This is a genomic window from Burkholderia sp. BCC0419 (genome assembly GCF_902830285.1).
In the GTDB taxonomy this organism is placed as follows: Bacteria; Pseudomonadota; Gammaproteobacteria; order Burkholderiales; family Burkholderiaceae; genus Burkholderia.
The window spans coordinates 64,178-89,855 of record NZ_CADESR010000005.1; the positions used below are offsets into that span (position 1 = coordinate 64,178).

General features: G+C 68.2%; 25 protein-coding genes. 15 read left to right on the forward strand and 10 right to left on the reverse strand.

Annotated features, from left to right (window positions below; all coding sequences use genetic code 11):
* The first annotated feature begins 77 nt into the window (after nucleotides 1-77).
* Nucleotides 78-323 carry a DUF1272 domain-containing protein gene (locus tag HWW87_RS24085; RefSeq protein WP_006483256.1) on the forward strand — a complete coding sequence of 82 codons (246 nt, stop codon included), beginning with the start codon at nucleotides 78-80 and terminating at the stop codon, nucleotides 321-323.
* A gap of 28 nt (nucleotides 324-351) precedes the next feature.
* Here HWW87_RS24085 and HWW87_RS24090 read toward each other — a convergent pair whose 3' ends face one another.
* Nucleotides 352-1,035, reverse strand: a complete 684-nt coding sequence (locus HWW87_RS24090; protein ID WP_034185441.1) for a FadR/GntR family transcriptional regulator — start codon at nucleotides 1,033-1,035, stop codon at nucleotides 352-354.
* A gap of 155 nt (nucleotides 1,036-1,190) precedes the next feature.
* Between HWW87_RS24090 and dgoD the strand changes: the two genes are divergently transcribed.
* A complete protein-coding gene (gene dgoD / locus HWW87_RS24095) occupies nucleotides 1,191-2,339 on the forward strand; it encodes a galactonate dehydratase (RefSeq protein ID WP_021160175.1) in 1,149 nt (382 codons plus the stop codon).
* 151 nt (nucleotides 2,340-2,490) lie between these two features.
* On the opposite strand, the gene HWW87_RS24100 is transcribed toward dgoD, so the two are convergent.
* Nucleotides 2,491-3,423 (reverse strand): CopD family protein, encoded by a 933-nt coding sequence (locus HWW87_RS24100; protein WP_174433928.1) that lies wholly within the window; start codon nucleotides 3,421-3,423, stop codon nucleotides 2,491-2,493.
* A gap of 378 nt (nucleotides 3,424-3,801) precedes the next feature.
* On the opposite strand from HWW87_RS24100, the gene HWW87_RS24105 reads away from it, so the two are divergent.
* The 3 genes from HWW87_RS24105 to HWW87_RS24115 all read left to right on the forward strand — a co-directional run bounded on the left by HWW87_RS24105 (nucleotide 3,802) and on the right by HWW87_RS24115 (nucleotide 7,494).
* A complete protein-coding gene (locus tag HWW87_RS24105) occupies nucleotides 3,802-4,566 on the forward strand; it encodes a c-type cytochrome (protein ID WP_124453691.1) in 765 nt (254 codons plus the stop codon).
* Nucleotides 4,567-4,585: 19 nt separating this feature from the next.
* Nucleotides 4,586-5,884 (forward strand): cytochrome c, encoded by a 1,299-nt coding sequence (locus HWW87_RS24110; protein ID WP_174389779.1) that lies wholly within the window; start codon nucleotides 4,586-4,588, stop codon nucleotides 5,882-5,884.
* Nucleotides 5,885-6,021: 137 nt separating this feature from the next.
* Nucleotides 6,022-7,494 carry a DEAD/DEAH box helicase gene (locus HWW87_RS24115; protein ID WP_175822438.1) on the forward strand — a complete coding sequence of 491 codons (1,473 nt, stop codon included), beginning with the start codon at nucleotides 6,022-6,024 and terminating at the stop codon, nucleotides 7,492-7,494.
* Here the strand turns inward: HWW87_RS24115 and HWW87_RS24120 are convergent.
* The 3 genes from HWW87_RS24120 to HWW87_RS24130 all read right to left on the reverse strand — a co-directional run bounded on the left by HWW87_RS24120 (nucleotide 7,488) and on the right by HWW87_RS24130 (nucleotide 10,860).
* Nucleotides 7,488-7,994 (reverse strand): hypothetical protein, encoded by a 507-nt coding sequence (locus HWW87_RS24120; protein WP_175822439.1) that lies wholly within the window; start codon nucleotides 7,992-7,994, stop codon nucleotides 7,488-7,490. The two genes, HWW87_RS24115 and HWW87_RS24120, sit on opposite strands and share 7 nt — an antisense overlap.
* A 70-nt stretch (nucleotides 7,995-8,064) precedes the next feature.
* On the reverse strand, nucleotides 8,065-8,892 hold the full coding sequence (locus HWW87_RS24125) for a ferritin-like domain-containing protein (RefSeq protein WP_175822440.1): 828 nt from the start codon (nucleotides 8,890-8,892) through the stop codon (nucleotides 8,065-8,067).
* 327 nt (nucleotides 8,893-9,219) lie between these two features.
* Entirely contained in the window at nucleotides 9,220-10,860 is a 1,641-nt protein-coding gene (locus tag HWW87_RS24130; protein WP_175822441.1) for a gamma-glutamyltransferase family protein, read from the reverse strand.
* A 211-nt stretch (nucleotides 10,861-11,071) separates the two neighbouring features.
* On the opposite strand from HWW87_RS24130, the gene HWW87_RS24135 reads away from it, so the two are divergent.
* Together HWW87_RS24135 and HWW87_RS24140 are read left to right on the forward strand one after the other, a co-directional pair.
* Entirely contained in the window at nucleotides 11,072-11,851 is a 780-nt protein-coding gene (locus tag HWW87_RS24135) for a DeoR/GlpR family DNA-binding transcription regulator (RefSeq protein ID WP_006493999.1), read from the forward strand.
* Nucleotides 11,852-12,152: 301 nt separating this feature from the next.
* The gene (locus HWW87_RS24140) at nucleotides 12,153-12,350 is read left to right on the forward strand and encodes a hypothetical protein (protein ID WP_006477892.1); all 198 of its coding nucleotides are present in this window, start codon (nucleotides 12,153-12,155) and stop codon (nucleotides 12,348-12,350) included.
* 88 nt (nucleotides 12,351-12,438) lie between these two features.
* On the opposite strand, the gene HWW87_RS24145 is transcribed toward HWW87_RS24140, so the two are convergent.
* On the reverse strand, nucleotides 12,439-12,807 hold the full coding sequence (locus tag HWW87_RS24145) for a hypothetical protein (protein ID WP_175822442.1): 369 nt from the start codon (nucleotides 12,805-12,807) through the stop codon (nucleotides 12,439-12,441).
* Between the two features lie 162 nt (nucleotides 12,808-12,969).
* Between HWW87_RS24145 and glpD the strand changes: the two genes are divergently transcribed.
* From glpD to HWW87_RS24160, 3 genes are all read left to right on the forward strand, one after another.
* Entirely contained in the window at nucleotides 12,970-14,493 is a 1,524-nt protein-coding gene (gene glpD, locus HWW87_RS24150; RefSeq protein ID WP_175822443.1) for a glycerol-3-phosphate dehydrogenase, read from the forward strand.
* A gap of 104 nt (nucleotides 14,494-14,597) precedes the next feature.
* Entirely contained in the window at nucleotides 14,598-16,100 is a 1,503-nt protein-coding gene (gene glpK, locus HWW87_RS24155; protein WP_174434835.1) for a glycerol kinase GlpK, read from the forward strand.
* Nucleotides 16,101-16,180: 80 nt separating this feature from the next.
* Entirely contained in the window at nucleotides 16,181-16,897 is a 717-nt protein-coding gene (locus tag HWW87_RS24160; protein WP_011353113.1) for an MIP/aquaporin family protein, read from the forward strand.
* 60 nt (nucleotides 16,898-16,957) lie between these two features.
* On the opposite strand, the gene HWW87_RS24165 is transcribed toward HWW87_RS24160, so the two are convergent.
* Genes HWW87_RS24165 through HWW87_RS24175 form a run of 3 tightly spaced genes read right to left on the reverse strand, consistent with a single transcriptional unit; the run spans nucleotide 16,958 to nucleotide 19,639 of the window.
* Nucleotides 16,958-18,208, reverse strand: coding sequence for an FAD-dependent oxidoreductase (locus HWW87_RS24165; protein WP_175822444.1), 1,251 nt, complete (start codon nucleotides 18,206-18,208; stop codon nucleotides 16,958-16,960).
* A gap of 4 nt (nucleotides 18,209-18,212) precedes the next feature.
* Nucleotides 18,213-18,521: a non-heme iron oxygenase ferredoxin subunit gene (locus tag HWW87_RS24170; protein WP_011546150.1), complete on the reverse strand. Its 309-nt coding sequence runs from the start codon at nucleotides 18,519-18,521 to the stop codon at nucleotides 18,213-18,215.
* 35 nt (nucleotides 18,522-18,556) lie between these two features.
* On the reverse strand, nucleotides 18,557-19,639 hold the full coding sequence (locus HWW87_RS24175; RefSeq protein WP_175822445.1) for a fatty acid desaturase family protein: 1,083 nt from the start codon (nucleotides 19,637-19,639) through the stop codon (nucleotides 18,557-18,559).
* A 175-nt stretch (nucleotides 19,640-19,814) separates the two neighbouring features.
* Between HWW87_RS24175 and HWW87_RS24180 the strand changes: the two genes are divergently transcribed.
* The 5 genes from HWW87_RS24180 (at nucleotide 19,815) to HWW87_RS24200 (ending at nucleotide 24,836) form a co-directional block, all read left to right on the forward strand.
* Complete coding sequence (locus HWW87_RS24180) at nucleotides 19,815-20,879, forward strand: LacI family DNA-binding transcriptional regulator (RefSeq protein ID WP_175822446.1); 1,065 nt, start codon at nucleotides 19,815-19,817, stop codon at nucleotides 20,877-20,879.
* 143 nt (nucleotides 20,880-21,022) lie between these two features.
* Nucleotides 21,023-22,036: a xylose isomerase gene (locus HWW87_RS24185; protein ID WP_175822447.1), complete on the forward strand. Its 1,014-nt coding sequence runs from the start codon at nucleotides 21,023-21,025 to the stop codon at nucleotides 22,034-22,036.
* Between the two features lie 38 nt (nucleotides 22,037-22,074).
* Nucleotides 22,075-22,902: a TIM barrel protein gene (locus tag HWW87_RS24190; RefSeq protein ID WP_175822448.1), complete on the forward strand. Its 828-nt coding sequence runs from the start codon at nucleotides 22,075-22,077 to the stop codon at nucleotides 22,900-22,902.
* A 74-nt stretch (nucleotides 22,903-22,976) separates the two neighbouring features.
* Nucleotides 22,977-23,963 carry an inositol 2-dehydrogenase gene (iolG, locus tag HWW87_RS24195; protein ID WP_175822449.1) on the forward strand — a complete coding sequence of 329 codons (987 nt, stop codon included), beginning with the start codon at nucleotides 22,977-22,979 and terminating at the stop codon, nucleotides 23,961-23,963.
* Nucleotides 23,964-24,149: 186 nt separating this feature from the next.
* Nucleotides 24,150-24,836 (forward strand): HAD-IA family hydrolase, encoded by a 687-nt coding sequence (locus HWW87_RS24200; RefSeq protein ID WP_175822450.1) that lies wholly within the window; start codon nucleotides 24,150-24,152, stop codon nucleotides 24,834-24,836.
* An 87-nt stretch (nucleotides 24,837-24,923) separates the two neighbouring features.
* Here the strand turns inward: HWW87_RS24200 and ribB are convergent, their stop codons facing one another.
* A complete protein-coding gene (gene ribB, locus HWW87_RS24205) occupies nucleotides 24,924-25,634 on the reverse strand; it encodes a 3,4-dihydroxy-2-butanone-4-phosphate synthase (protein ID WP_027789183.1) in 711 nt (236 codons plus the stop codon).
* Nucleotides 25,635-25,678 lie beyond the last annotated feature (44 nt).

The following is a 25,678-nucleotide window of genomic DNA, read 5'->3' on the forward strand; positions in this document are numbered from 1 at the left end:
AACGCGTACAGTAGCGCTCGCATGCGCCGCACGCAATGTCCGGGCGGCGCCCATCCCCACCGACCCAGGAGACCGTCATGCTCGAACTGCGCCCCGGCTGCGAATGCTGCGACAAGGACCTGCCGCCCGATTCGGCGGAAGCGCGCATCTGTACATTTGAGTGTACGTTTTGCGCGACCTGCGCGGACGACGTGCTGAAGGGCCGCTGCCCGAACTGCGGCGGCGACCTGGTCGCGCGCCCGCGGCGGCCGGCGAGCCTGCTCGCGAAGTATCCGCCGTCGACGGAACGCATCCACAAGCCGGGCGGCTGCGCGAACGCCTGACGGCGCGGCACCAACCGCCCTGCTCCCGTCACGACATCTCGATCCGCGCGCGCGTCACCGCGAGCAGCGTTGCCATCGCGCGGCGCGCGCCGTCCTCGTCGCGCACGCGGATCGCATCGCTGACGGCCGTATGCTCGGCGAGCGACGCGTTGTACACGTCCGCCCGACGCGCGTTCAGCTGCAGTTGCGCCTCGAGCGTGCGATCGATCAGCGCGCCGAGCGGCACCAGCAGCTCGTTGCCGCCGGCCTCCAGCACGCTCAGGTGAAAGCGCAGGTCGGCGCGCACCCATTCGTCGACGTTGCGCGCGGCGGCCATCGCGCGCGCCGCGCCCTCGATCGCGTCGAACGCGTCGGGTGTATGGGTACGCGCGGCCAGCGCGGCCGCGTACGGCTCGATCATCTCGCGCATCTCCTGCAGCTTCAGCGCGAACGCGAGCGGCGGCGCCACGCGCGCATACCAGTCGAGCAGATCGGCATCGAGCAGGTTCCACGCACGGCGTGGGCGCACGCGCGTGCCGACTTTCGGCCGCGATTCGACCAGCCCCTTCGACGTCAGCGTGCGCAGCGCCTCGCGCATCACCGTACGGCTCACGCCGTACATCTCCATCAGGTCGGGTTCCCTCGGCAGCAGCGATTCGGGCGGATAGTCGCCGCGCAGGATCGCCGTCGCGAGCCGGAAGGCCGTCTGTCCATGCAGGTCGCGTTGAATGATCGTTCTCCGTTGCGCCGGCGTGCCGGCTGCCCACTATCTGCACAATAGTGCTATTAATACTATTTTTTATCGGGCTACGCTAGGATAACCGTGAAAGCACGCGACCGTGCGCCGCGCCCGAGCGCCCGCGCCGGTCAACCATGGAGACTCGCATCGTGAAAATCACCCGCCTCGAAACTTTCGTCGTCCCGCCCCGCTGGCTGTTCCTCAAGATCGAAACCGACGAGGGTATCGTCGGCTGGGGCGAGCCGGTCGTCGAAGGCCGCGCGCACACGGTCGAGGCCGCCGTGCAGGAACTGGCCGACTACCTCGTCGGCCGCGACCCGCTCCTGATCGAGGATCACTGGCAGGTGATGTACCGCGCGGGCTTCTACCGCGGCGGCCCGATCATGATGAGCGCGATCGCGGGCGTCGACCAGGCGCTGTGGGACATCAAGGGCAAGCATCACGGCGTGCCGGTGCACGCGCTGCTGGGCGGCCAGGTGCGCGACCGCATCAAGGTGTATTCGTGGATCGGCGGCGACCGGCCGAGCGACGTCGCGAACAATGCACGCGCGGTCGTCGAGCGCGGCTTCAAGGCCGTGAAGATGAACGGCTCCGAAGAGCTGCAGATCGTCGACACCTACGACAAGGTCGAGCAGGTGATCGCGAACGTCGCGGCGGTGCGCGACGCGGTCGGCCCGCACGTCGGGATCGGCGTCGACTTCCACGGCCGCGTGCACAAGCCGATGGCGAAGGTGCTCGCGAAGGAGCTCGATCCGTACAAGCTGATGTTCATCGAGGAGCCGGTGCTGTCGGAGAACGCCGAGGCGCTGCGCGACATCGTCAACCAGACCAACACGCCGATCGCGCTCGGCGAACGGCTGTACTCGCGCTGGGACTTCAAGCACATCCTCGCGGGCGGCTACGTCGACATCATCCAGCCGGACGCATCGCACGCGGGCGGCATCACCGAGTGCCGCAAGATCGCGACGCTCGCGGAAAGCTACGACGTCGCACTCGCGCTGCACTGTCCGCTTGGGCCCATCGCGCTCGCCGCGTGCCTGCAGCTCGACGCGGTCAGTTACAACGCGTTCATCCAGGAACAGAGCCTCGGCATCCACTACAACCAGGGCAACGACCTGCTCGACTACCTGCGCAACCCCGAGGTGTTCCGCTACGAAGACGGCTTCGTCGCGATCCCGCAGGGCCCGGGGCTCGGCATCGACGTGAACGAGGAGAAGGTGCGCGAGATGGCGAAGACGGGCCATCGCTGGCGCAACCCGGTGTGGCGCCACGCGGACGGCAGCGTCGCGGAGTGGTGATGAAGGAGTGAGACGAGCCGGGATGCGCGACGATCACGCCGCGTACCGGCTTCGGAACGATACGGCCGCCCGACAGGCGGCCGTTTTTGCTTCTGCGATCCGCGGGGCGTCGACAGAAGCGTCGCTACCCTGCCCCGCACGGCCTCCCCGGTCAGCCGAGCGCCGCGAACCCCGGCACGCTGAACGACAGCACGGCCGCCGCGACGAACACCCCGATCATCGTCATCCCTTCGAGATGCAGGATGTTGCGGAACGTGTGCGCGTCCTCGGTCGACGCGGTGCGGCGCAGGCGCGGCAGCGCCGAGAAGCGGTTGAGCCCGCCGAGCACGAGCGCGAGCGCGACGAGCAGCAGCTTCAGCAGCAACACGCGCCCCCACGTGCTGCCGTCGAGCGGCGCGAGCGAACCGCCGAGCCCGCGGATCGCGTTGAGCACGCCGGTGCCGAGCACGAAGACGACCGCGACGATCGACGTGCGCGACAGGTGCTGGCCGATGCGGATCAGCGCGCCGCGCGCGACCGACGCCCCCAGCGCCGGCAGCACCGCGAGCCCGCCCGCGAGCACGAGGCCGCCCCATACGGCGGTGGCCAGCAGGTGCAGCGTCTGCACGCCGACAGCCGCGGACAGCACGCCGCTATCGGCCGCATGGCCGAGCGAGGCCTTGCCGGCCGCGACCACGATCACCGCGAGCCACAGCACCGCATGCGCGACCGGGCCGTCCGGCTTCGCGAGCGCGACGATCGCGAGCACCACCGCGCCGGCGAACGCGACGCTCCACGCGAAGCCCGTGTGCGTCTGCATCAGCATGACGGGCATCGCGGCGAACGCGCCGCCGAGCCCCGCGCCGCTCATCGTCGCGGCCTCGTAGACGAGCCAGCCGAGATCGGCGAGCACCAGCGCCAGCGCCGCCGCGACCAGCGAATGTTGCGCGCGCAGCCATGCGGGATGCGACGGCGCGACGAGCGGCCGCGCGCCGTCCTTGCCGAGCCACGCCTTGAGCAGCGCCGAGCCGACCGCCATCGCGAACGCCGCATCCATCAGCGCAGCAAGCGCGACCTGACCGATCCACAAGCTGTCGAACTTCATCGCGCATTCCCTCCCGCAAGCGGCAGGCCGGCAATGCGGCGGCAACGGGACGGACAGCGTGAGGCAGGCAACGGCAGGGTAAGAAACGTCATCGATGAATCCGGAAACGGGAGAAATGACTGGACCTGCGGCGGAGGCGGCGCCGCGCGACCCGCGAGTGTACGGTCTTCGAGGGTGAAAGCGCACGCCGGTTCACTCGACCGTCGCGCAATGCGCGTCAAATTGTCGCAAGTCGCAAACAGACAGGAACCGATGTCCTTTCGTCAAATAGCCGTCATTACCCATCGATGATAGAATGCCGCGTCGCAGCAGCCCGGCTGTCCTGCCGTCCATGCGCCGAGCCGATCGTAGCCCGGACAAGGTCCCCGACGAATAAACATGGAGTCTCGTGTGTCTTCAAGACGCCTCTTCCGTCCGCTGCTCGCCGTTCTGATGATCGGCGGCGCGGGCCTTATGAGCGCTGCCCAAGCGCAGACCAAGCCCACGGAGCAAGCGCACGCCCAGCAGGCGCCGCTCAAGGCACCCGATACCATGGCCGAGCGCGTGCGCGGCTGTACCGCATGCCACGGCGTTCACGGCCAAGGCACGGACAACGACTATTTCCCGCGTCTTGCCGGCAAGCCGGCCGAGTACCTGTACAACCAGCTCGTCAACTTCCGTGACGGCCGGCGCAAGTACCCGCCGATGAACTACCTGCTGACGTACCTGAACGACGACTACCTGCGCGAAATCGCCGAGCACTTCTCGGCCGAGCGTCCGCCGTACCCGACGCCGGCGAAGCCGACGCTGCCGGCCGCGACGCTCGCACGCGGCAAGCAGCTCGTCACGCAGGGCGACCCGTCCCGCAAGCTGCCGGCCTGCGTGGCCTGCCACGGCGCAGGGCTCACCGGCATGCAGCCGGCGATCCCGGGCCTCGTCGGCCTGCACGCCGATTACCTGAGCGCGCAGCTCGGCGCATGGCGCTCGGGCAACCGCCACGCGAAGGCGCCCGATTGCATGCACGACATCGCCGCGAAGCTTTCCGACGAAGACGTGACGGCCGTGACCGCATGGCTCGCCGCGCAACCGGCGCCCGCCAACCCCGTGCCGGCCCCGGCGCGTTCGATGAAGACTCCGCTCGCCTGCGGCAGCGAACCGCAATAAGGCAAGGGAGACAGACACAATGAAACGCAAGTCCCTGTTTGCACTCTCGGCCGTCGCGATCGTCGCGGCCGCCGCCCTCGTGCCGGTCCTGTGGCCCGGCAACGACACGCTGCACGGCGCTGCCGCCGTCGCGGCCACGCCGGCCGACCAGGCCGCGCTGATCAAGAAGGGCGAATACCTCGCGCGCGTCGGCGACTGTATCGCGTGCCACACCGTGCGCGGCGGCAAGTCGTTCGCCGGCGGCCTGCCGATGGCGACGCCGTTCGGCACGATGTACACGCCGAACATCACGCCGGACGACCAGGCCGGTATCGGCAAGTGGACGTCGGACGACTTCTACCGCGCGATGCACACGGGTCGCTCGAAGGACGGCAGCCTGCTGTACCCGGGTTTCCCGTTCGCGAGCTACACGAAGGTCACGCGCGCCGATTCGGACGCGATCTACGCGTACCTGCGCTCGGTGGCGCCGGTGTCGGTGCCGAGCCGTCCGCACGAACTGAAGTTCCCGTTCAACAACCGCAACCTGCTGATCGGCTGGCGCACGCTGTTCTTCAAGGAAGGCGAGTACAAGCCGGATCCGACGAAGTCGGTCGAATGGAACCGCGGCGCATATCTCGTCGAAGGCCTCGGCCACTGCTCGATGTGCCACACGTCGATCAACATGATGGGCGGCCCGGTGAGCTCGTCGGCGTTCGCCGGCGGCCTGATCCCGCTGCAGAACTGGTATGCGCCGTCGCTGACGAACGACAAGGAACTCGGCCTCGGCGACTGGCACGTGCAGGAGCTGTCCGACCTGCTGCAAGCCGGCGTGTCGCAGAAGGGCGCGGTATTCGGCCCGATGGCGGACGTGGTCCACAACAGCCTGCAGTACATGACCGACGAAGATACGCGCGCGATGTCGACGTACCTGAAGTCGATCCCGCAGAAGGCTGAAGCGCCGAAGAACATGCAGTACGAGCCGTCGAAGCAGTTCGGCAACGCGCTGTTCGACCAGGGCAAGAAGATCTACGCGGACAACTGCGCGACCTGCCACGCCGAAACCGGCGCCGGCAAGCCGCCGGCCTATCCGCCGCTCGCGGGCAACCACTCGATCATGATGGAATCGGCCGTCAACCCGATCCGCATGGTGCTGAATGGCGGCTACCCGCCGAGCACGTTCAAGAATCCGCGTCCGTATGGGATGCCGCCGTTCGCACAGTCGCTGTCGAATCAGGAGGTCGCGGCGGTCGTCACGTATATCCGGATGTCTTGGGGTAACAACGGTACGCCGATCTCGCCGCAACAGGTGAGCGATCTGCGTTCCGCGCCGCTCGACTAAGAAGCGGCTCACACACACGGGGCGCGGCTGCGGGAAACCGCGGCCGCGCCCTTTTGCTTTTTGGCTGTTTTGCGATGCAGGTTTGCCGCGCGGGCCGCGCGATGCATCGCCGATCATAAAACTCAAGAGTGGTATCTATGTCTTTCGAATCTCTCGGCCTGGCCGAACCGCTGGTCAAGGCGGTCAACGAGCTCGGCTACACGTCGCCGACCCCGATCCAGCAGCAGGCGATCCCGGCCGTCCTCGGCGGCGGCGACCTGCTCGCCGGCGCACAGACCGGCACCGGCAAGACCGCCGGCTTCACGCTGCCGATCCTGCAACGCCTGCACACGTTCTACACCGAGCAACGTGGCGCGAAGCGCGCGGTGCGCGCACTGATCCTCACGCCGACGCGCGAACTCGCCGCCCAGGTCGAGGAAAGCGTGCGCGCGTACAGCAAGTACGTGAAGCTGCGCTCGACCGTGATGTTCGGCGGCGTCAGCATCAATCCGCAGATCGATGCGCTCAAGCGCGGCGTCGACATCGTCGTCGCGACGCCGGGACGCCTGCTCGACCACATGCAGCAGAAGACCATCGACCTGTCGAATCTCGACATCCTCGTGCTCGACGAAGCCGACCGGATGCTCGACATGGGCTTCATCCACGACATCAAGCGCGTACTCGCGAAGCTGCCGCCGAAGCGCCAGAACCTGCTGTTCTCGGCGACCTTCTCCGATGAAATCAAGGCGCTCGCCGACAGCCTGCTCGACTCGCCGGCGCTGATCGAGGTCGCTCGCCGCAACACGACCGCCGAAAGCGTCGCGCAGAAGATCCACCCGGTCGACCGCGACCGCAAGCGCGAGCTGCTCACGCACCTGATCCGCGAACACAACTGGTTCCAGGTGCTCGTGTTCACGCGCACCAAGCACGGCGCGAACCGGCTCGCCGAGCAGCTGACGAAGGACGGCATCAGCGCGATGGCGATCCACGGCAACAAGAGCCAGTCGGCACGCACGCGCGCGCTGGCCGAGTTCAAGAGCAACACGCTGCAGGTGCTCGTCGCGACCGACATCGCCGCGCGCGGGATCGACATCGACCAGTTGCCGCACGTCGTCAACTTCGACCTGCCGAACGTACCCGAGGATTACGTGCACCGGATCGGCCGCACGGGCCGCGCAGGCGCGACCGGCGAAGCCGTGTCGCTCGTGTGCGTCGACGAGAAGCAGCTGCTGCGCGACATCGAGCGGCTGATCAAGCGCGAGATCCCGCAGGAAGTGATCGCGGGCTTCGAACCCGATCCGAACGTGAAGCCGGAGCCGATCCAGCAGCGCCGCGGGCAGCAGCAGCCGCGCGGCGGTGGCGGTGGTGGTGGCGGCGGCAATCGCCAGCCGCGTGCCGGCGGCTCAGGCCAGCCGGCCGCGAAACGCGACGGCAACGCGCAACCGAAGGCCGGGCAACCGAAGGCTGCACCGCAGAAGGCCGCGAAGCCGCGCACGCAAGGCGGCGCCGGCGCCGGTGGTAATAGCGGCGGACGTCCGGCGAGCGGCGGCAACAGCGCCCGCCCGGCAAGCGGCAACGCTGCGCATCCGAACCGCAACCGTTCGTCGCGCAGCGGCCAGCGCGGTCACTGAAGCCGCGCGGCCGCGCGCCGCAGGTGCTCGATCTGGCGTTGCCAGCGTGCGAGCACCGCGGCGCGCTCCCCTTCCAGCGTGAACGTGACGCCTGTCGCGAGACGCGCATAGCCGACCCGCTGCGCATCGCCTTGCGCGATCGTCGCAGCGAATCCGGCCAGTCCGCCGAAGTCTCCCTCGAGCGGCGCCATCTCCAGTTGCGCCTGAAAGAACGCACCGTCCGCGACGAGCGTCAACGCGGCCGTGCGCCGTTGCGCGATTGCACGCGCCGCCCGCGACTTCGGCCAGAGCGCGATCAGCAGCGTGCGCGCATCGTGTGCATAGATCTCACCGACGCCGAGCAGCGTCGTGCGCAACTGGCCGTCGTCGGTCGCGACGATCAGCGACGCGGCGACGTCGGCATGACGCTCGAGTGCGGTGCCGTCGAACAGCGACACGACGGCGGACGGCCACGTGTCGAACGTCCATTGTTCGAGCGCGTGGCGATGAGTATCGGTCATGATGGCGTGGCCCGGGTGCGGATCGGATGAGGATGCGCCAGCATACGCGCGACGGGCCCCGCCGCCGCGCTCAGCGCAGGAACACGTGCCGCGTGATCTTCGTGAGCGGATAGTGGACGCCCGGCTGGATCTTCGCGGGCAGGTCGAGCGGCTTGAGCAGCATCTTCACGCACATGTCGGCCGACAGGTTGCGCCGGACCAGCGAATTGATGCGCGCGGCGCGCTCGCGGTTGTACTGGCTGTCGCCGACGCGGTCCGGATAGCGGATCGCGAATACATGGCGCAGCGCGATCTCGGAATCCTCGTTCTTGATTTCCATCACGCGGCGCGCCAGCGCACCGAGCACCGCGAGCCGGCCGTTGCCTTCGACCTGGTTGTACTTCTTGAAGAACTTGAAGAAGTGCTTGTAGTGACGCACTTCGTCCGTGCGGATGTTGTCGGTGATTTCCTTCAGCACCGGCTCGTCCGAGCATTCGTTGATCGCGCGATAGAGCGTGGCCGTGCCCGTCTCGACGACGCAGCGTGCGACCATTTCGAGTGCGCGGGTTTTCTCGAACGCGTCGACCGAGCAGGTCTTCGAATACTCGGCAAAGAAATTCGCGAAGGCGGTATCCCAGTCGAACTCGGGCCACACGTGCGCGATGTACGCCTTCAGCGCGCGGCCGTGCTGCAATTCTTCGTGCTCCCATGCATTGTTGAGCCATGAGGAGACTTCCGGATCGTCATTGAAGAATTCGCTCAGATTGCTCGTATAGAGATCCGAGCCGCTTTCGATGAACGACGACGCGCACAGCAGCAGCAGCAGATCCTCGTTCGCGGCGGCACGCTGACGATCGATCCGGTTCAGGTCGATGTCCTCGATACGCCACGGCATCACATGCGTCGTTTTGGTGTCCATGGTGGTGCGCTCCCAGTCGTCGCGCGGAGGCCGGCCCATGCCTGGGGCACAGGCGCCAGCCGATCCGCGGGCGGCGTTTTACATGCGTTTATAGTGAATCGGTCCGGCCGAACCATCCTGGCATCTTAGCCGGACTTTGATGTTCGTGCTCCAAAGCACTGACCATCCCCGACAGGCGCAGTTCCACGGCGCCTGTTGCCGTTCGTTAGACGAGACCTTCAAACCGCTTGCGCGCATTCGATGGTATGCGCCGAGCCCAAACGAAACGGGCGGCCGCCGGGCCGCCCGTGATGCGGGAAAACTGCCGGGAAAGCTGGAAGCGATCCGTCAGAAACCGACTGCCAGCCCGTCGCGCCGGCTGTCGCTCGCGGCTACGTAGCCGCGCTCCGGATCGTCGGGATCGAGGCGCCACACGAACTGCCCCGAACCGAAATCCATGTAAGGATCGTCGATCGACTTGATCGTATGGCCGCGGGCGGCCAGCGCGTCGACCGTCGCGCGGTTCATCGTCGCCTCGACGTCGAGCGTGAAGTCGCGGTTGACCTTCCAGCGGGGCGCGCAACACGCGGCCTGCGGCTGCTGGCCATAGCCGAGCATCCGCACGATGGTCTGCAGGTGGCCTTGCGGCTGCATGTCGCCGCCCATCACGCCGAAGCTCATCACGGCCTCGGTGCGGCCGTTGGCTTCCTCGGTGACGAACGCCGGGATGATCGTGTGGAACGGCCGCTTGCCGCCCGCGACGACGTTCGGCGAAGCCGGGTCCATCGAGAAGCCGTGCCCGCGATTCTGCAGCGCAATGCCCGTGCCGGGTACCACGAGCCCCGAACCGAAGCCCATGTAGTTCGACTGGATAAAGCTCACCATCATCCCGCGTTCGTCGGCCGCCGACAGGTAGATCGTGCCGCCCGAATGCGGGCGGCCGGCGGCGAAGTGCGTCGCACGTGCAGGATCGATCAGCTTCGCGCGTTCGGCGAGATAGCCATCGTCGAGCATCTGTTCGGGCGTGACGTCCATCGCACGCGGATCGGCGACGTAGCGATAGACGTCCGCGAACGCGAGCTTCATCGCCTCGATCTGCAGATGCTGCGAATCGACCGAGTCGACCGGCCATTCGGTCGCGCCCGCATGCTCGGCGATGCCGAGCGCGATCAGCGCGGCGATGCCCTGCCCGTTCGGCGGGATCTCGTGAATCGTGTGGCGGCCGAAGCGCTTGCCGATCGGCTCGACCCATTCCGGCCGGTACGCGCGCAGGTCGGCTTCGGTCAGCGCCCCGCCGCCTTCGCGCGCGAACGCGGCGATACGCTCGGCGAGCGCGCCTTCGTAGAACGCACGGGCGCCGTCCTTCGCGAGCGTGCGCAGCGTCTGCGCATGACCGGGCAGGCACACGCGTTCGCCGACGAGCGGCGCGCGGCCACGCGGCATGAAGGTGTCCGCGAAGCCCGGCAGGCCCTGCAGTTCGGGAACGGCCGCCGCCCACTTGTGCGCGACGATCGGCGGCACCGCATAGCCGCGCTCCGCAATCTCGATCGCCGGCTCGAGCAGGTCCGCGAACGGCAGCGAACCGAACTTCGCGTGCAGCGCTTCCCAGCCTGCGATCACGCCCGGCACGGTGACGGTGTCCCAGCCGCGCGTCGGCTTGTTCGCGATGCCGCGCGCGTCCTCGCCATGGCGCTTGCGGAAGTAGTCGACGTTCCAGGCGGCCGGCGCGACGCCCGATGCATTCAGCCCCGACAGCCGCTCGCCGTCCCACACGAGCGCGAATGCATCGCCGCCGAGCCCGCACGACACGGGCTCGACGACCGTGATCGCGGCGGCGGCGGCGAGCGCCGCGTCCACCGCGTTGCCGCCCTTCCACAGCATCCGCAGCCCGGCCTGCGCGGCCAGCGGGTGCGACGTCGACACGACGTTGCGCGCGAACACCGGAATGCGGGTCGACGGATACGGGTTGTGCCAGTTGAAATCAGTCATCGATACCACCTCGTCGAAAGCCGAATGAACCCGCCCGCGTGAGCGGGCAATCCGCCATTGCAGCGCGATCAGCGCAATCGCACAAATTCATTTGTCACATGAATCCATGCAATTTCTACATGAATCATGTGCAGCGATGCCCGGCAGGCCGGCCGAACGCCGTTGCCGCCCTTACAATACCCGCTCCGTCTCACGACACGACCATCGAGCCATGACCCGAGATCCCCGCCTCACCCTCAACGCGCGCCAGCAGGAACTGCTCGAATGGGTGCAGCGCGACGGCTTCGTGACCGTCGACGATCTCGCCGCGCACTTCGCGGTGACGCCGCAGACGATCCGCCGCGACGTGAACTGGCTCGCCGACCTGAACCTGCTGCGCCGCTACCACGGCGGCGCGAGCCTGCCGACCAGCTCGGAGAACGTGTCGTACACGGCGCGCCAGCGGATGTTCCACGACGAGAAGCGGCGCATCGCGGCGCTCGCGGCGTCGCACATCCCCGACCAGGCGTCGCTGTTCATCAACCTCGGCACGACGACCGAGGAAGTCGCGCGCGCGCTGAACCGCCATCACGGGCTGCACGTGATCACGAACAACCTGAACGTCGCGTCGATGATGAGCGGCTACCCCGACTGCGAGGTGCTGATCACGGGCGGCATCGTGCGGCCGTGGGACAAGGGCATCGTCGGCGAGCTCGCGATCGACTTCATCCGCCAGTTCAAGGTCGACTACGCGATCATCGGCACGTCGGCGATCGAGGCCGACGGCACGCTGCGCGATTTCGACACGCGCGAGGTGCGCGTCGCCGAGGCGATCATGCAGCATGCGCGCACGGTCTACCTCGTGACCGACCATTCGAAGGTCGGCCGCCCGGCGCTGGTGCGCCAGGGCCATCTGAGCCAGGTGCACGCGCTTTTCACCGACAAGCCGCTGCCGCCCGAGATGGCCGATACGGTGGCCGCCGCCGGCACCCAGGTGTACGTCGCGGAATGACGCTTGCGATGCTGCACTGCACCTGAAACTTCAAGTGAAATCAAGAAGTTGGCGCCGCGCGCGGACCGCTTGTGGTGGCCCTTTCTGTCAAACGGAAAATTAACGGGGCACGATTTGTCGTTGCCTGCGCGCTCGACTAGACTCCAGTTCCCCGGCCCGTTCGCCGAGCCGCCTGTGCCAGGGCGGTGCGAATTGCAGGGCCGGCGAATACAGCTTTCCCCCCAAGCCATACCCCTGCGGGGTATCGCGCGGCGGCGTATGCGCCGGCCGCGCGGGCAGTCCGATTGCCATGGAGAGAACGATGCTGAGTCCGCATGAATTCGCCACGCTCTTGCTTGTAAAGGACGCGCCTGACCAGCGCGACATGGATCGGGATGAACTGGACATCCTGCTCGAACAACAACTCGTCCGCCTGGAAGGGCTCGGCTCGGGGCGCAAATACTGCGTGACCGAGACCGGCGACGCCGCGCTGCGATCCATCAAGTACCGCTATTCGTAAGCCCCGCTGTTCCTGACCTGATCGCGCGGCCGGACTCCGGCCGCGCGGTCGTTCCTGCCTCCCGCCTGCCCGTTCGCCGCCGCCGGCTTCAGCCGCCGCGCAACGTCGGATCGACCGCCGCCCGCCAGCTGATGGCCTGCGCGCGCGCGCCGTTGAAATACGCGATCCAGCCGGCCCGTGTCGCCGCGTCGGGCGCCACATAGTGGGTCGAAAGTTCGTTTACGAACGCGCAATAGTTCGCTTCGGTGAGCCCGCGATACCGTTTCGCCACGTACGCGTCGTACAGCGTCGAGTAGACCGGCTGCGCGTCCGCGCCCCAGTCGCGCGCCGTGCCGCCGCACGACGTCTGCAAGTCGACGAACGACGGCGCCCGCCAGTTGCCGGTGAGCGGCGGCGTCCCCGCGCTGCAGCCCGCCAGAAGGACGGCGCACATGCCGGCCCACATCCCAATACGCATGATTCACCTCGCGAAACGGTCGACTCCGCCAGTATCGTCCGGGATCGTGTCGCGCGCTACTGGCCCCGCTTTTTCGAACTTTACTTTTTCGATTCCGTTCGTTAAATTTCGAATTCGAACATTTCATGTTCGCCATATTTCAACAGACGATAAGGACAGCAGGTGACCCAACCGAATCGCTACGATCTGCTCGTCGTCGGCGGCGGCATCAACGGCGCGGGCATCGCGCGCGATGCGGCCGGCCGCGGCCTGTCGGTCATGCTCTGCGAGCAGGACGACCTCGCGTCGCACACGTCGTCGTCCAGCACGAAGCTGATTCACGGCGGCCTGCGTTACCTCGAGTACAACGAGTTCGGGCTGGTGCGCAAGGCGCTGCAGGAACGCGAGACGCTGCTGCGCGCGGCGCCGCACATCATGTGGCCGCTGCGCTTCGTGATGCCGCACATGCCGAACCTGCGCCCGGCCTGGCTGATCCGCATCGGCCTGTTCCTCTACGATCACCTCGCGAAACGCGAACTGCTGCCCGGCTCGCGCGGCATCGACATGCGCCGCCATGCGGCCGGCGCGCCGCTGATCGACTCGATCAAGCGCGGCTTCGTGTATTCCGACGGCTGGGTCGACGACGCCCGCCTCGTCGTGCTGAATGCGATGGATGCAAAGGAGCGCGGCGCCGAGATCCTGACGCGCACGAAGCTCGTTTCCGCCGAACGCCGCGGCGACGAATGGGAAGCGCGGCTGCAGCAGGCCGACGGGTCGATCCGCGTCGTGCACGCGCGCGCGATCGCGAACGCGGCCGGCCCGTGGGTCGGCGACGTGCTGCACGGCGCGCTCGGCCGCGGCGCGCATCACAGCGTGCGGCTCGTGAAGGGCAGCCACATCATCACGCGCCGCCTGTTCGACCACGATCACGCGTACATCTTCCAGAATCCGGACAAGCGGATCATCTTCGCGATTCCGTACGAGCACGACTTCACGCTGATCGGCACGACCGACGTCGAATACACGAACGATCCCGCGAAGGTCGCGATCGATCGCGACGAGACGCAGTACCTGTGCGATTCGATCAACCGCTATTTCAAGCGCAAGATCTCGCCGGCCGACGTGCACTGGACCTATTCGGGCGTGCGCCCGCTGCTGGAAGACGAGAATGCGGCGAACGCATCGGCCGTCACGCGCGACTATCGGCTCGAGCTCGACGACGGCGCGGGCGCCCCGCTGCTGTCGGTGTTCGGCGGCAAGATCACGACGTTCCGCAAGCTCGCCGAAGAAGCCGGCGACATGCTGTGCCGCGCGCTCGGCCGCGACGCGAAGACCTGGACGGCCGGCGTCGCGCTGCCGGGCGGCGACATCGCGAACGCGAAGTTCGACGCGTTCGCCGGCGCGTTCGCGAAACGCCACCCGTGGCTGCCCGCCGCACTCGCGCGCCGCTATGCACGCGCGTACGGCACGCGTGCGGAGCGCGTGATCGACGGCGCGAAGTCGCTTGCCGATCTGGGCGCCGAAATCGCGCCGGGCATCCACGACGCGGAACTGCGCTACCTGCGCGACGCCGAATGGGCGACCTGCGCGCAGGACGTGCTGTGGCGCCGCTCGAAGCTCGGGCTGCACGTCGCGCCCGGCACGCTCGACGCCGTGACCGCCGCGGTCGATGCGTGGTTCGCCGCAGCGCATGCGCCGCACGCCTGATGCGAATGCAGTTGCAGTTGCCTGACCGACGTTGATTCACCGACGCGCCGCCCGCATGCGGCGCGCATCACAACTAAGCCAATCCACGGATGGAGATGAGAGACATGCAGGACCAGTACATCCTCGCGCTTGACCAGGGCACCACGAGTTCCCGCGCGATGCTGTTCGATCGCCAGGGCAATATCGTATCGATCGCCCAGAAGGAATTCGAACAGATCTACCCGCAACCCGGCTGGGTCGAGCACGACCCGCAGGAAATCTGGTCGACGCAAGCCGGCGTCGCCGCCGAAGCCGTCACCCGCACGGGCCTGAACGGCACGTCGATCGCCGCGATCGGCATCACCAACCAGCGCGAAACGACGATCGTCTGGGATCGCGAGACGGGCCAGCCCGTCTACAACGCGATCGTCTGGCAGGATCGCCGCACCGCCGACTTCTGCGATTCGCTGAAGAAGCAGGGCCTCGAAGCGAAGGTGCGCGCGAAGACCGGCCTGCCGATCGACTCGTACTTCTCCGCGACGAAGATCCGCTGGATCCTCGACAACGTGCCGGGCGCGCGCGACAAGGCGCGCCAGGGCAAGCTCGCGTTCGGCACCGTCGACAGCTGGCTCGTGTGGAACTTCACGAAGCACGAACTGCACGTGACCGACGTGACCAACGCGTCGCGCACGATGCTGTTCAACATCCACACGCGCGAGTGGGACAGCGAGCTGCTCGAACTGCTCGACATCCCGCGCAGCATGCTGCCGGAAGTGAAGGCGTCGTCGGAGATCTACGGCCACACGAAGACCACCGTGTTCGCGTCGAAGATCCCGCTCGCGGGCATCGCCGGCGACCAGCACGCGGCGCTGTTCGGCCAGATGTGCACGACCTCGGGCATGGTGAAGAACACCTACGGCACCGGCTGCTTCCTGATGATGAACACCGGCGACAAGCCGATCGAGTCGAAGAACAACCTCGTCACGACGATCGCATGGCAGATCGGCGACGACGTGCAGTACGCGCTCGAAGGCAGCATCTTCATCGCGGGCGCGGTCGTGCAGTGGCTGCGCGACGGCGTCGGCATCATCAAGACGGCCGCGGAAATCGAAGCGCTCGCCGCGAGTGTGCCGCATACCGACGGCGTCTACCTCGTGCCCGCGTTCGCCGGCCTCGGCGCGCCGCACTGGAACGCACGGGCACGCGGCTCGGTGTTCGGCGTCACGCGCGGCACGAGCGCCGCGCATCTGGCCCGCGCGGCGCTCGATGCGATCGCGTACCAGTCGCTCGACGTGCTGGCCGCGATGGAAGCCGATTCGGGCATCAGCATCGGCGAGCTGCGGGTGGACGGCGGCGCGAGCGCGAACGACCTGCTGATGCAGTTCCAGGCCGACCTGCTCGGCGTCGACGCGGTGCGTCCGCAGATCACCGAGACGACCGCGCTCGGCGCGGCCTACCTCGCGGGCCTCGCGATCGGCTACTGGAAGAACCTCGACGAAGTGCGCGACCAGTGGCAGCTCGATCGCCGCTTCGCACCGTCGATGCCGAAGGAGCAGGTCGAGCAGCGCATGGCCGGCTGGCAGCGCGCGGTACGCGCCGCGAAGGCATGGGCCGACGACACGCAGTAACCGCAACACCCTCGAACGAAATACAACAACACCGGCGGACCGCGCAGCGCGCGAGTCCGCCGCAATCTACGAGAGACAACATGTCACCTTATATTGCGGAATTCATCGGCACGGCGATCCTCGTGCTGCTCGGCAACGGCGCGGTCGCAAACGTGCTGCTTGCCAAGACCAAGGGCAAAGGCGCGGACCTGATCGTGATCGTGATGGGCTGGGCGATGGCGGTATTCGTCGCGGTCTACGTGACCGCGTCGTTCAGCGGCGCGCACCTGAACCCGATCGTCACGATCAGTCTCGCGCTCGCGGGCAAGTTCGCGTGGTCGAAGGTCGGCGGCTACATCCTCGCGCAGATGCTCGGCGGGATGGCAGGCGCGTTGCTCGTGTGGCTCGCGTATCGCCAGCACTTCGCGAAGGAAGCCGATGCGGACCTGAAGCTCGCGGTGTTCTGCACGGCGCCGGCGATCCGCAGCGTCACGCACAACGTGCTGACCGAAGCAATCTGCACGTTCGTGCTGATCCTCGGCGTGCTGTATCTCGCGTCGCCGCAGGTCGGCCTCGGCGCACTCGACGCGCTGCCCGTCGGCCTGCTGGTGCTCGGCATCGGCATCTCGCTCGGCGGCCCGACCGGCTATGCGATGAGCCCGGCGCGAGACCTGTCGCCGCGCATCATGCATGCGCTGCTGCCGATTCCCGGCAAGCGCGACAGCGACTGGCGCTATGCATGGGTGCCGGTCGTCGGCCCGCTGCTCGGCGGCGCGGCGGCAGCCGGGCTGTATCTGCGCCTGCACGCGATGGCCTGATCGCGGTCTGAATGAAGCGCGCGGCCTGCACTGCCGCGCGCTTCACTGCCCGCCGTTCTTCTACCGGTCATTCACGGCCGCCACCAGCGATTTCAGCTTCACGTCGACGTCCGCGACCGCTGCCGGCGTCACGTCGATCCCGCGCTCGACCAGCATTCTCGCCACGCGCATTTCCTTCGCGAATCCCGCCGCACGGCCGAAGCCGCTCGCCGCGACCAGCCGCGCGCCCGCATCGAAATGGAAATGGATTTCCGCATCGTCGCCGAGCACGCGCGCGACCGACTGCGTGCCGAGCGCCGGCTCCCCGGCCACCTGCAACTGCGCATCGTATTGATCGGACCAGAACCACGGTATGTCGCGATACGGTTCGCTGGCACCAAGCATGTTGCGGGCCGCGACGTGCGCCTGCGTGTCGGCGCCGTGCCACGTCTCCTGTCGAATCGGCAACCCCGATAACGCGCTCGGAAACACCGCGACGTCGCCGGCCGCGTAGATGCCGCGCGCCGACGTCTCGAGCTGCGCATTCACGACGATGCCGCGCTCGACCGCAAGGCCCGCAGCGCGCGCGAGCTCGTCGGACGGTTCGATGCCGATGCCGGCCACGACCGTGTCGGCGAGCAGCGTGTCGCCGTCGTCGAGCACGACGGCCAGCGCACCGCCCGACATCCGCTCGATCGCAACCGGTTTCCGGTTCAGACGGATCGCCACGCCCTGTTCGTCGTGCAGCGCATGCACGCGCGTCGCGATGGCTTCCGGCACCGCGCGGCCAAGCAGCCGCGGTGCCGCATCGAGCACGGTCACGCGGCAGCTGCGCTGCCGCGCCGACGCCGCGACTTCGAGACCGATGAAGCCGCCGCCGATCAGCACGATCCGCGCGTCGGGCACGAGCCGCGCACCGAGCGCGGCCGCATCGTCGAGCGTGCGCAACGCAACTACGCCGTCGAGCGCCGCGCCCGGAATGGAAAGACGGCGCGCACGGCCGCCGGTGGCCAGCAGCAACGCGTCGTAGCCGACCACCTGCCCGCCGGACACGCGCACTTCGCGTGCGGGCGGATCGATGCGCTCGACGGTCGCGACGCTCCGTTCGATGCGATCGGCCGCCCATGCTTCCGCATCGCGCAACCGGCATTGCGCCGCGCTGCGCTCGCCCGTCAGCACACCCTTCGACAACGGCGGCCGCTCGTACGGCGGATGCGGCTCCGCGCCGATCAGCACGATACGCCCGCGCCAGCCGGATGCGCGCAACACCTGCGCCGCGCGGCCGCCCGCATGGCCCGCGCCGACGATCGCCATCACCCGGTCGTGGGTCATCGCGTCATACCTCGATCAGGATGCGACCGTCTTCGATCTTCGCGCGATACGTGCGCAGCTTCTCGCAGGCGGGCGCCGACAGCGGCCGGCCGTCGCGCACGTCGAAGCGGCCGTTGTGCTTCGGGCATTCGATCACGTGATCCATCACGAGCCCGTCCGCGAGATGCACCTGCTCGTGCGTGCACAGGCCGTCGCTCGCATAGACCTCGCCGTCGATCCGGTAGATCGCGTACGTGCGGCCGGCATGATCGAAGCGCGCGACGTCTTCGTCGTCGATGTCGTCGAGCGCGCCGGTGTCGATCCATTGCGTCATGGTGTGTGTCTCCTTCGTCGGAAGTTCGATAACGGTCATGCACGCGCGGCATCGGGCACCGGCCGCACGACGTAGTCGGACGGGTCGCGGGTCTGCCGGACCAGCGCCGGCACGATCTCCGCATAGGCCGCCAGCGTGCTGCGGTACGGCGGCGGCATGTCGGCCTTCACGGCTTCGTGCAGCTTCGGCAGCGCATGGAACGGCACCATCGGGAACATGTGGTGCTCGACGTGATAGTTCATGTTCCAGTACAGGAAGCGGAACACCGGATTCATCATCACGGTCCGGCAGTTGCGCCGGTGATCGAGCACGTTCTCGGGCATGCCCGCGTGCTGCGTGAGGCCGAAGTACAGGTACAGCCACGCGCCGTAGAGGCTCGGCAGCCCGATGTAGAGCAGCGGCAGGATCGTGTGCCAGTACACCGCGGCGCCCGTCACGAGCGCGTAGATCGCCAGATGGATGCGCGACTCGCGCACGACCTTCGGCCATTCCGATTCGGGCACGTAGGTGCGCTCCTCGTCGTCGAGCCGGCCGGTGACCGACACCGCGATCATCTTGCGCAACTCGCCGGCCACGTGCTTCAACGCGACGACGTTCAGCGCGAGCGCGAGCCAGTCGGTCGGCTTCGGTGCGGCGATTTCGGGATCGCGCCCGACGACCAGCGTATCGGTGTGATGGCGCGCATGGCTCCAGCGCCATGCGGTCGCGCGGCGGAACACCTGGAACGACGCGACCTGGTACAACGCGTCGTTCATCCAGCGCGTGCGGAACGCGGTGCCGTGCCCGCATTCGTGCCAGCGCGAATCGGCCGGGCTGCAGTACAGCGTGCCGTACACGAAGAACGCCGGGATCGCCCACGCCGAATGCGCGCGCCACGCCAGCCACGCGAGCGCGCCGCTGATCGCGATCGCCGCGTACCAGATCAGCGTGTCGCGGATCGCACGCGCATCGCCGCGCTGCATCAGCTGCTTCATCAGCGGGCGCGGCACCGCGCACCGGTACCACGCGGCGTTGACGAGCCCGGCCGCGTGCGCGCGCTCGCCGGCGCCGCCGATCATTCGGTATGCCTGACGGCGCGCCGCCGTGCGCTCGCGTGCCGGGTCGTCGGTATGGGCCACGTCTGTCTCCTGGGGTTCTGGTGCGCGGAAAGCGCGGCAAGCGCTTCGCCATAAGACCGAAATTAGGCGACCGGCCGCCCCGCCTCAATCGAAACGTTGACGAAATTTCGCCATCGCTTTAGCGTTCCCGACAACGCCACGCGATCGATGGCGACCCTTCACGATGGAGACGACCATGGCAGGTGAATCCGGGCCGCGCTGGCGCAAGCGCACCGCGCGCTTCGACGAGATCGCGGCGCTCGCCGGCGTCAGCACGACGACCGTCGATCGCGTGCTGAACGAGCGCGGCAGCGTCTCCGCGCAGGCGCGCGAACGGGTGGTGGCGGCCGCGCGGCAGCTCGGCGTGCCGCGGCAACTGCCCGACACGCGGCACGGGCTGATCCACGTCGACGTGCTGCTGCCGGACACCGATGCGCCGTTCTTCCGACGATTGCAGCAGGCGCTGCAGCGCTCGCTGCAGATGCTCGACCGGCGCGTGGTCGTGCACCGGACGATCCTGCCCGCCGCGGACGACGCGCGCGCCGCCGCGCTGATCGAGCGGCCCGCGTACCGGCGCGCGGCGCTGATCGTCACCGCGCACGACACGGCCCGCATGCGCGACGCGCTGGCCGGCGCGATCGCGCGTGGCGAGACCGTCGTCACGATGGTCACCGACATCGGCGGCATCGACCGCGCGCACTTCGCCGGCATCGACAACTATCGCGCGGGGCGCACGGCCGGCTACTACATCGGCCGCCTCGCGGCGCGCCCCGGCCGCGTGCTGCTGCTCGGCGGCCGGATGGGCTACCGCGCGCACGTCGACCGGATGGCCGGCTGCCGCGACCAGCTCGCCGACGCGTTCGCCGCCGTGCGCTGCGACGACGCGCCGATCGAGACGCTCGACCAGGACGACCGCTGCTACCGCGTGGTGTCGAAGGCGCTGCAGGCGCACGACGACGTGGTCGCGATCTACAACAGCGGCGCCGGTTCGGTCGGCATCGAAGCGGCGCTGCGCAAGGCCGGCGCGATCGGGCGCGTCGTGTGGATCGGCCACGAGATGATCGATCTGCACCGCACCTTCATCGAAGCCGGCGCGATGGATCTCGCGATCGACCAGGATCCGGACGGGCAGGCGATTTCCGCGCTGCAGCACGTGCTGCATGCGTGCGGCATCGTCGAACAGCCGCCGCCGGACGACCCGGTCGAATTCCGCGTGTTCTGTCCGGCGAACGTGAGGACGAGCGCATACCTGCAGCCGTGAATCGCGCCGCGCGGCGCAGCGCGTACTCGCAGCGAAAAAATCGACCACGGCATGGGCGATTTTTCGTCAACGTTTGTCATGCAGCCCGCGCCGCGCATCCGTACATTGGTCAGCCATCGATAGACCATAACGGACAGGAGACGATGGCTGAACCGATCCTCATCGGCGTGAACCTCGACGGCGTGCTCGAACACGACGGGCTGCCGCCGCCCGCGCCCGCCGAGCGCTTCCGGATGGTCGCCGCTGCCGGCGTGTTCGATTACATCGAAAAGAACCCGGCGCGCGGCGAAGACCTGTCGCCGTATTTCGCGCTGGTCGACCGCCACGCGCTGCCGATTCGCGTGATCGGCGGCATCTGGCGCGCCGGGCAGGACGAAGCGCATGTGACCGAGATCGTCGAGGCAGGCGCACGCTTCGGCAGCACGGTGCTCAACTGCCAGCTGTTCGCGCATCACGCCGACGGCCATCCGCTGTCGGATCGCGAAGTCGCCGATTTCTACCTGCGCGCGTACGCATTGGGCGAGCCGGTCGGCTGCCTGCCGAGCCTCGAAGTGCACGTCGACATGTGGAGCGAAGATGTCGCGCGCGTGGCGCGCGTCGCGCGGCATGTCGAGCAGGCCGGCGTGCCGTTCCGGATCACGCTCGATCATTCGCATCTGCTGTTCAAGATCGGCAACCGCGCCGAACTCGACGCAGCGGGCCTGCGCGAATCGACCGACGGCGGCCGCGCGCTGCTCGACCCGGCATCGCCCGCCGCGATCTACGCCGACTGGATCGCGCGCGGCTGGGTCCGGCATGCGCATGCGCGCAGCGTGACGCCGAACAACCCCGACAACCGCTGGATGCGCCGTGCGGATGGCAGGCCCGGCCGCGGCATCCAGTACCCGTTCGTCGCACCCGCGCCGGGCGCCTATCACGGCGAATGGCGTGCGGCGTCGCTCGACCCGTGGAAAACCGCGCTGCGCCAGTTGCTGCAAGCGCAGGCGCAGGCTCCCGCTCACGCACGGCCGGCACGGCTCGAACAGATCAGTTGCGAGTTCATCCCGTTTCCCGACTACGGCGGCGGCGCACGCTATTCGATCTTCGACAACAACGTCGCGTGCGCGCACTGGCTGCGCGACACGTGGCAGGCACTCGCCGCGCACACCGGCACCTGATTCGGACCCCGCCCCACTCCAGCCCCAAGGACAGAACGATGACGCAAGCCTTCCACTTTTCGCTGAACCGGATGAGCGCGCCGCGCTTGCCGCTCGACCGCTACGTCGCGCTGTGCCGGCGCCTCGGCGTCGACACGATCGAGATCCGCAACGATCTGGACGGCGTGGAGCTCGCCGACGGCACGCCGGCCGCCGCGGTACGCGCGACGGCCGAAGCCGGCGGCGTGACGATCCTGACGATCAACGCGCTGCAGCGCTTCGAGCAATGGAACGCCGAGCGCGCGGACGAGGCGACCGTGCTGGCCGACTACGCGGCGCAATGCGGCGCGCGAGCGCTGGTGCTGTGCCCGACCAACAGCCGCGGCGACACGCGCAGCGCGGACGCCCGCCACGCGGATCTCGTGACGGCGCTGAAGGCGCTGAAGCCGATCCTCGACACCCGCGGCCTGCTCGGCTTCATCGAGCCGCTCGGCTTCGAGGAATGCGCGCTGCGCCGCAAGTCGGACGCGGTGAAGGGCATCTACGCGGCGGCGGGCGAGCCGGTGTTCCGGCTCGTGCACGACACGTTCCACCATCACCTCGCCGGCGAGGACATCTTCTTCCCGAACCTGACGGGCCTCGTGCACATCTCGGGCGTCGAGGAAGCCGACCTGCCGGTCGACCGGATGCGCGACGGCCACCGCGTGCTGGTCGGCGGCGCCGACCGGCTCGGCAACATCCGGCAACTGCGCGAGCTGCTCGCGCGCGGCTATCGCGGCGCGTTGTCGTTCGAGCCGTTCGCGAACGAAATCGCCGAAGCCGGCGACATCGAAGACCGGCTGCGGGCGAGCATCGACTACGTGCTCGGCGAGCTGGCGGATCGCTGAGCGGACCGTCGTGACGGTGCGCGGCCCACGCCGGTCGCGCATCCGGAAAACAACAGAATCCACAGGAGAACGGAATGATCGAATTCGCTTTGTTCGGCGCGGGCAGAATCGGCAAGATCCACGCGGCGAATCTCGCGCGCCATCCGGGCGCGACACTGAAGTACGTGATCGACCGGCATGCGCCGTCGGCGGAAGCACTCGCCCGCACGCACGGCGCGCAGGTCGCCGACATCGAACGCGCGCTCGGCGATGCGTCGGTGCGGGCCGTCGTGATCGCGTCGAGCACCGACACGCACGCGGACCTGATCGTCGCGGCCGCGAACGCGGGCAAGGCGGTGTTCTGCGAGAAGCCGGTCGACCTCACCGTCGAACGCTCGCGTGCGTGCGCGGACGTCGTGCGGCGCACCGGTGTGACCTGCATGATCGGCTTCCAGCGCCGCTTCGACCCGACCTTCGCGGCGTTGAAGGCACGCGTCGAGCGCGGCGAAATCGGCGCGCCGGAAATGCTGGTCGTCACGAGCCGCGATCCGGGCGCGCCGCCGGCCGACTACATTCGCCGCTCGGGCGGCATTTTCAAGGACATGCTGATCCACGACTTCGACGTGTTCCGCTGGATCCTCGGCGACGAAGCGCAGACGCTGCACGCGACGGGCAGTTGCCTGACCGATCCGGCCGTGCGCGACGCGGGCGACATCGATTCGACCGCCGTGACGATCCGCACGCGGCGCGGGCTGCTGTGCCAGATCAACACGTCGCGGCGCGCGGCCTACGGCTACGACCAGCGCTTCGAACTGCTCGGCAGCCACGGGATGCTGCAGGCCGGTAACGTGCGGCCGACCGAGGTGAGCGCATGGCTCGCGGACGGCATCGCGACGGACGTGCCGGAGCCGTTCTTCCTCGAACGCTACCGGCACGCGTACGCGGCCGAGATCGCGCATTTCGTCGACGCGCTGCGCGACGGCACGCCGGTCAGGACGACGATCGACGACGGGCTCGCCGCGCTCGAACTGGCCGAAGCCGCGATGACGTCGTGGAAAACGGGGCGCGTGATCGAGCTGTAACGCGGCAAACGGCGGCGCGATCCGGGCAAGCGGGCCGCCGCCGCGCGATCGGCGGCACACCGCACGGCCTGCCGCAACCGCACGGCCGCATCGGGCAAATTTGCCGACACGTCGCGCGGCCTGCGCGTGAAAGCACGTATGATGGCGAATCGATCGGCGTCGCCGATTTCCCGCGTTTTCATCACCATGCTCGATCACCTCATCTGCGACTGCGACGGCGTGCTCGTCGACAGCGAAGTCATCGCCGACCGCGTGCTGCTCGACACGCTGTCCGCCACGTTCCCGAACCTCGATTTCGAAGCCGCCGCGAAGTCGGCATTCGGCCAGCAGACGTCGCGTTTCCTCACCGGCATCGAATCCCGCTTCGGGATCGAGATGCCGGCCAACTTCATCGAGACCATCGAGCACAACATCGAAGTCGCGCTCGCGCAATCGCTCGCGCCGATCAGCGGCGTGCGCGACGCGCTGCTGAAGGTCACGCTGCCGGCCGCCGTCGTGTCGAACAGCCGGCTCGTGCGCGTGCGCAGCTCGCTGAAGCGCGCATCGCTCACCGAGATCTTCGGCGAGCGGGTGTTCAGCTCCGAACAGGTCGCGCGGCCGAAGCCCTACCCCGACGTCTACCTCCACGCGGCGCATACGCTCGGCGTCGCGCCGGCGCGCTGCGTCGTCGTCGAGGACAGCATCTCGGGGTTGAATGCCGCGCGGGCGGCCGGGATGAAGACGATCGCGTTCGTCGGCGCGAGCCACATCCCCGACAACTACGCGGACGCGCTGCGCGCGATGGGCATCACGCGGATCATGCGCAACATGGATGAACTGCCGGCGCTCGTCGAAGCCGGCATGCGCGGCGAGTTCGGCGACGTGCAGTCCTGATCGTCATTCGGGCCGGATCGGGTCCGCCTGGATCGATCCGGCCGCGCCACGGGCGCGCGAACGCGCCCGCCTTTCCTTCACTTTTACTCAGGCCGGCTCGCAGCAGCGTTCGCGCGCCGCCGCCAGCGCCTCGCGGAACTCGACGAGTTCCGCGATCGTCAGCATCGGCAGCCCGTGCCGTTGCGCGAAGCGCTCGACATCGTCGCCGCGCGTCATCGTGCCGTCCGGATTCATCAGCTCGCACAGCACGCCGGCCGGCTTCAGGCCCGCGAGGATCGACAGGTCGACCGTGCCTTCGGTGTGACCGCGGCGCGCCAGCACGCCGCCCGGTTGCGCACGCAACGGAAACACGTGGCCGGGGCGCACGATGTCGTGCGGCTTCGCGCCTTCGGCGATCGCCGCACGGATCGTCGTCACGCGATCGGCCGCCGACACGCCGGTATGCACGCCTTCGCGCGCCTCGATCGACACGGTGAACGCGGTGCCGTTGCGGCTTTCGTTGGTCTGCACCATCGGCGGCAGCTCGAGCGCGCGCACCGTGTCGTCGGTCAGGCACAGGCACACGATGCCGCTGCACTCGCGGATCAGCAGCGCCATCGTCTCGGGCGTGATGCGCTCGGCGGCGACGATCAGGTCGGCTTCGTTCTCGCGGTCGTGGTCGTCCTGCAGCACGACCGCGCGGCCTGCGCGCATCGCATCGAGCGCAGCGGCGATGCGCGGCGGCACCGGTTCGGAGTCCAGCAGAGGGAGATCGGCAAAGGCGTCGGCGGGTGCCGACGAAACGGACATCAAGGACATGTGAAACGCTCCTCGCAAAGACGATTTGGGCGAAAAACGTTTCA